The organism is Arthrobacter sp. RIT-PI-e (genome assembly GCF_001187915.1).
Lineage (GTDB): Bacteria > Actinomycetota > Actinomycetes > Actinomycetales > Micrococcaceae > Arthrobacter_D.
On the sequence record NZ_LGIU01000057.1, the window covers coordinates 1 to 3,933 of the forward strand.

Annotated in this window: 5 protein-coding genes; 4 read left to right on the forward strand and 1 reads right to left on the reverse strand. The window is 61.5% G+C overall.

Going from position 1 to position 3,933, the window contains the following annotated elements:
- Positions 1–144 precede the first annotated feature (144 nt).
- Positions 145–429, reverse strand: a complete 285-nt coding sequence (locus AC792_RS07925) for a tyrosine-type recombinase/integrase (RefSeq protein ID WP_049830014.1) — start codon at positions 427–429, stop codon at positions 145–147.
- Positions 430–687: 258 nt separating this feature from the next.
- Between AC792_RS07925 and AC792_RS07930 the strand changes: the two genes are divergently transcribed.
- The 4 genes from AC792_RS07930 (at position 688) to AC792_RS07945 (ending at position 3,497) form a co-directional block, all read left to right on the forward strand.
- Complete coding sequence (locus tag AC792_RS07930) at positions 688–1,149, forward strand: MerR family transcriptional regulator (RefSeq protein ID WP_049830015.1); 462 nt, start codon at positions 688–690, stop codon at positions 1,147–1,149.
- A gap of 79 nt (positions 1,150–1,228) precedes the next feature.
- Entirely contained in the window at positions 1,229–1,654 is a 426-nt protein-coding gene (locus AC792_RS07935) for a (R)-mandelonitrile lyase (protein WP_049830016.1), read from the forward strand.
- A gap of 20 nt (positions 1,655–1,674) precedes the next feature.
- Positions 1,675–2,721 carry an NAD(P)-dependent alcohol dehydrogenase gene (locus tag AC792_RS07940; RefSeq protein ID WP_049830017.1) on the forward strand — a complete coding sequence of 349 codons (1,047 nt, stop codon included), beginning with the start codon at positions 1,675–1,677 and terminating at the stop codon, positions 2,719–2,721.
- A gap of 206 nt (positions 2,722–2,927) precedes the next feature.
- Entirely contained in the window at positions 2,928–3,497 is a 570-nt protein-coding gene (locus AC792_RS07945; protein WP_049830018.1) for a DapH/DapD/GlmU-related protein, read from the forward strand.
- Positions 3,498–3,933: the final 436 nt, after the last annotated feature.

The following is a 3,933-nucleotide window of genomic DNA, read 5'->3' on the forward strand; positions in this document are numbered from 1 at the left end:
TCATGAGGGGTAGGTCCTTCGCGCGGATGGGTTGTAGAGGTACTTCCATCCTGCGCTCGGGGACCTACCCCTTTCGCACGCTCACACCACCTGGCGCGTTAGCAACGTCATGACCCACAACACCTAGGGACTTAGGTAAGGGAATCAGGCGAGGGCGCGGGCGACGTCGTAGCTGGCTGATTTGGCCAGGTTGTTGCGTGCCCGGTCGTAGCGTCGGGTGGTGCGAGGGTCAGCGTGGCCCATGCTGTCCTGCAGGGCATGCAAGGATATGCCGGTGTCCAGGGCGATGGTGGCGAAGGTGTGCCGGAGACTGTGCAGACTGATCCGCCCCTCAATCCCGGCTTTCTCTGCGAGGCGCTGAATCGTGCGGAAGGCTTCGCTACGCTGCCAAGGTTTTCCGGTGCTGGAGGCGAATAACGGCTGGCTCACCAGGTAGACGGTGCCGGGCCCGTGGTGACTTGTCGGCTGTCGCGGTCATTTGCGCGCAGTATCGGTGGACCGGTTGACGTGGCCGTGTAATGTATCTGCTTCTACTCGGGTTCTTCCACGAGGCGCGTAGAGGGTTGGTGGACGTGACGGACGAATCCTTCCCGTTGGTCGCGGATAGTTGTGGAACTCTGATGATCGTCCTCCAGTTGCGGTAGAACGGCTTGTCTTCAAGTACTTGAAGTTCCTACCGTTGATGGTGTGAGCGCACTGACTATCCGAAAGACGTACACCATCAGGGAAGCGGCGGCCCTGACGGGGCTTCCAGCAAGTACGCTGCGCTACTACGAGTCGATCGGGGTGATCACCCCGATCGGGCGCGGCGCGAGTAGTAAGCACCGGGTTTACACGCCGGAGGATCTGGATCTGCTCACGTGGGTTTCTTGTCTGAGCGCGACAGGAATGTCGGTGAGTGACATGCGCCGCTATATGGGAAATGGGGCACTGGGGGCTGATGCGGCTCTGGAGCAGATCGAGTTGTTGAAGGCCCAGCAGGAACAGTTGCTCATCGAAGCGCAATCCATTGCCCTGCGAAAACGCTACGTCGCCCTGAAGATCGACTATTGGCAGGCTGTCCACGCCGGCAACGAGTCCGGAGCCGAACAGCTCTCGCACGAGGCACGCTCTCTGGCCGATGACCTCAAGAAGACCAAGAAGCAGTAACCACCGAGCGCACAGAGCGGGTCTGACCGTTCACATGCCCGGCGCGCCCTTATAGCCCTTACAGAGGAAGGCATCACCAATGAAGTACACCCAGAGCAGCGGCCGCAGCGCTGTAGGACCGGAGGCCTGGTTCACGGGCACCGCCCACATTGATGGCATCCGGGACCCGGACGAGCAGTCGGCGGTCGGCTGCGCGCATGTGCGATTCGCTCCGGGCGCCCGTACCGCCTGGCACACCCACCCTAAGGGCCAGACCCTGTACGTTACCGACGGAATCGGCTACGTCGCCCGCCGCGGTGGGCCGGCACAGGAGATACGCCCCGGCGACGTGGTCTACATCGAACCCGATGAGGAGCATTGGCATGGTGCCACCATCGACCGTTTCATGGCGCACATCGCCATCCAGGAAGCTGACACCCAGGGTCAGGTCGTGACGTGGGGCGAGCACGTCACCGACCAGGACTACGCCCAACAACATGGCCGATCGGCCACAACCAGCAACTGAACATTTTCAGGAGAGATCACATGACCACCACTGTTCGCGCCTATGCTTCCCCTTCCGCTGACGGGGATCTTGCCCTCACCACGATCCAACGCCGCGATGTCGGCCCGCTGGATGTGATGATCGAGATCGAGTACGCCGGTATCTGCCACTCCGACATCCACACCGTGCAAGGTGACTGGGGCCCGCAACCCTACCCCTTGGTGCCTGGACACGAGATCGCGGGCATCGTTGTGGAAGTCGGTACCGCAGTCACCAACTACGCGGTCGGCGATCGGGTCGGTGTCGGTTGCATGGTCAACTCCTGCGGGCAGTGTGAGAACTGCACGGCGGGCGATGAGCAGTACTGCGTCAACGGTATGGTCGGCACCTACGGTGTCACCGACCGCGACGGGACCATCACCCAGGGTGGGTATTCCACTCACGTCGTCGTGACCGAGGACTTCGTCCTGAGGATCCCCGAAGGCATCGAGCTCGATGCCGCTGCCCCGCTACTCTGCGCCGGCATCACCACCTATTCACCCCTGCACCGCTGGGGCGCCGGCCCGGGGAAGAAGATCGCCGTGATCGGTCTCGGCGGTCTCGGGCACATGGCCGTGAAGATCGCCCACGCCATGGGCGCCGAGGTCACCGTCCTGTCGCAGTCCTTGAAGAAGCAGGAGGACGGCCTACGCCTGGGCGCGGGTCATTACTACGCCACCAGCGACGAGACCACGTTCACCGACCTGGCAAACTCATTCGATTTGATCATCAATACGGTCAGTGCCAGCATCGACATCAGCGCCTTCCTCGGGCTGCTGACGGTCAACGGTGCCCTGGTCAACGTGGGCGCGCCCGCTGAGCCGTTGCCGGTGAACGCGATGGCTCTCATCGGTGGTCGACGCTCCTTCGCCGGGTCCATGATCGGCGGCATCGCCGAGACCCAGGAAATGCTCGACTTCTGCGCTGAGCATGGCATCGGCGCCGAGATCGAGGTCATCCCGGCCGAGAAGATCAATGACGCCTACAAGCGGGTCCTGGCCTCAGACGTCCGCTACCGCTTCGTCATCGACGCCTCCACCTTCGCCTAACCAACCACCAACCCTGCCCGACCCGAAACCTGCCACAACCCCTACCGCTACGCTCAAGCAAGAATTCGAGCGTAGCGGTAGGGTCACAGCCTGGTTATCGGGTTACCCAAGAATCCTTGGGAGCAGGAGGGCGATGTCCCCGGTGTCCTCGACTCACGAAGCGCGGCGGACCGCCAAGCACCACTGCTGCGGGGAAGGAAAGAATCATGGAATTGAACGATCTACTGACCGTTCTGAATGCCGGCGAGACCATCACCGGTGACTCCCCGCTACACGGGATCATGCACGAAGCAAGCCAGGAAGCCCTTCGCATCACCGGTGAACTCAACAGTGGCTACCAGGAACCCTCACGCGTGCGCCAACTATTGTCCCAACTGACGGGTAGGCACATCGATGACTCGGTGACAGTGTTCCCGCCGTTCTACTCGGACTTCGGTAAGAACATCACCTTTGGCCAGCGGGTCTTCATCAACGCCGGCTGTAAGCTCCAGGACCAGGGCGGAATAAGCATCGGAAATGACTGCCTGATCGGGCACAACGTGGTGATGGCAACGCTCAACCACGACCTGCAACCTAGCAAGCGCGCCGACATGCACCCGGCCCCGATCGTCATCGGCCAGAACGTGTGGATCGGAGCCAACGCCACAATCCTTCCGGGTATCACGATCGGAGACAACGCCGTCATTGCAGCTGCGGCCGTCGTCACGAAGGACGTACCCGCCAACGCCGTCGTCGTGGGATCTCCCGCACGCATTGCACGAAGGATCTCCGACTAACACCCAGGAACACCCTAGAACCCAGTGGCCCTACTGTGTTCAACCGCGCTTCATATGGTGTGAATACTTCGAAGGTAGCTGGATCTTGGGGTGCTGGCGTGATGGGGCGATGCTGGATATAGAGGCATCCAGCGGTGAATCGAGCAGCAGCAACGTCAGCCACCTCGCCAGCCACGGTGCGAGAACCCTGCCGACCTGTTGAGAGGTCACGTATCAGCCTCTAGTTCCTGCTCTTACCGAGAGACCGCTAGCGATAACGCACCTGGTGTACATCGAGCAGCGGGTCTGTCTCAGTAACGGTGTTTCTGGCGTTTTCATTTAGTAGGTTTCCGCAGCCGGCCAGCGGTCAGCGAAGGTGATGGCGAACGCGTTCAGCGCGGGCTTCCAGCGCATCGTCCATGGGGCTCGTCCCGTACCTGTCGGGTCAAGGGATCTG

What these genes read in the sequence shown, in the direction of transcription:
- AC792_RS07945 (WP_049830018.1), top strand. Translation starts at nt 2,928, where the DNA reads ATGGAATTGAACGATCTACTGACCGTTCTGAATGCCGGCGAGACCATC.
- AC792_RS07935 (WP_049830016.1), top strand. Translation starts at nt 1,229, where the DNA reads ATGAAGTACACCCAGAGCAGCGGCCGCAGCGCTGTAGGACCGGAGGCC.
- AC792_RS07940 (WP_049830017.1), top strand. Translation starts at nt 1,675, where the DNA reads ATGACCACCACTGTTCGCGCCTATGCTTCCCCTTCCGCTGACGGGGAT.